The 1425-nt window shown below is 34.9% G+C and carries 3 protein-coding genes; all 3 read left to right on the top strand.

Annotated features, from left to right (window positions below; genetic code table 11):
- Nucleotides 1-333 (top strand): Imm19 family immunity protein (locus tag HMPREF2794_RS07220; protein ID WP_168166591.1); only part of this gene is annotated, 333 nt, incomplete at its 5' end.
- 78 nt (nucleotides 334-411) lie between these two features.
- Nucleotides 412-864 (top strand): DUF4265 domain-containing protein, encoded by a 453-nt coding sequence (locus HMPREF2794_RS07215; RefSeq protein WP_224262761.1) that lies wholly within the window; start codon nucleotides 412-414, stop codon nucleotides 862-864.
- Between the two features lie 64 nt (nucleotides 865-928).
- Nucleotides 929-1333 carry an SMI1/KNR4 family protein gene (locus HMPREF2794_RS07210; protein ID WP_008627667.1) on the top strand — a complete coding sequence of 135 codons (405 nt, stop codon included), beginning with the start codon at nucleotides 929-931 and terminating at the stop codon, nucleotides 1331-1333.
- Nucleotides 1334-1425: the final 92 nt, after the last annotated feature.

Below are 1425 nucleotides of genomic sequence, written 5' to 3'. Positions count from 1 at the left end.
ACATATTCGGAATTAATGAGGATTACAAAAGAGAAATATGGAGATGTACTGTTCCATTTACTCTTACCTTTGTCTGCAATCAGGGAACAAGAAAAAGACATAGCACTTAATGCAATAATCCAACGATTGCAACAAATTCCCTTATTCAAGGAACATTCCGCATATATAGGTAAATGTATCTTGAATGGATTATTAATATCCAACTCTGACATACAAGAAATTCCCAAGATAGGAACGATATGTACAAGCAATCATTCATATAGAAATGCTTTGGTATATGATGATGAAAGGCAGGAAATAAAGGAGCTAAATATCCTTTTATCGAGATTATAAATATGCAACTAACAAGCGGATTAATCTCCTATAAAGGTCGATTATCCACAGAACATTATCAACTTATTAATGAATAAAATGAAAAAAGACAAACATATAAAAGTGCTATTTCACTTGGAACAAGATGAAGATGGCTATCCACCATTTTCTATTGAAGGTTTGTGGTGCAAAAAGGCAAGTAATGATACTTATATTGTCGATAATGTGCCATTCTATACCTATGGAATCAGTTTGGGGGATGAGATATGTGTTACAGAAGAAGATGGCGAATATCATTTTCAATCCATAGTGAATCCCTCTGGAAATAGCACATTGAGGGTACATTTTAACGATAAACGTATGCAGATGGTCAGAGACAAACTACTTGATATGGGATGCAAGGTAGAGATTTCTAATCTCCCTTCATTCGTATCCATAAATGTACCACAAGAAGTTTCCTTAAAAGTGGTCGAAGATGTTCTGACCAATATGCAAAAAGAATGTGATAGTTTGGCTTATGAACATGGTGTTGTCAGACAAAATATAAGTTGATAACAAACAGCAGACCGACTGAATAAGCGGAACGCTGCCGGACATTAGCAACCGAGAAATAAAAATGAAAAAGGAACTTATAGAACGATTGAGAAGATTTCTAACGGCACATGATATGATTGGGACACCAGCATCTGATGACCAGATATTATGCGCGGAACAAGAATTAGGTGTAAAATTTAGTTCTGACTATATAGACTTTATCAAAAGTTTCGGAACAGCCTACGCTGGAATGATGATTAATGCTTTAGACGGCAATGAAAATGTGGTCGATGAAACTAAATCATTAAGAGAAGTTCATCCTGAAGTTACAGACACTTATGTGATTTCAGATGATGGTTCTGGCAATCCCATAATGATAAATTCTAAAGGGGAGATTGAAATATACTATCATGATAGTGACGCCGAAAGAGAAATCATCGCTTTATCGTTAGAACAATATATAGAAGATAATTTTCATGAATGGTAAAAGCGGTTGCTAACAAGCAGATGAAACTTTTAAGGTAAGGTGGTTTATCCGCCGAACATTATGGTAGAAAAATGAACAATAGCAGGATTAAA

The organism is Bacteroides sp. HMSC067B03, from assembly GCF_001811315.1.
In the GTDB taxonomy this organism is placed as follows: Bacteria; Bacteroidota; Bacteroidia; order Bacteroidales; family Bacteroidaceae; genus Bacteroides; species Bacteroides faecis.
The sequence above is the reverse complement of the archived record's forward strand: the minus strand, read 5'-3'. Positions and strand labels throughout refer to the sequence as shown.

What these genes read in the sequence shown, in the direction of transcription:
- HMPREF2794_RS07210 (WP_008627667.1), top strand. Translation starts at nt 929, where the DNA reads ATGAAAAAGGAACTTATAGAACGATTGAGAAGATTTCTAACGGCACAT.
- HMPREF2794_RS07215 (WP_224262761.1), top strand. Translation starts at nt 412, where the DNA reads ATGAAAAAAGACAAACATATAAAAGTGCTATTTCACTTGGAACAAGAT.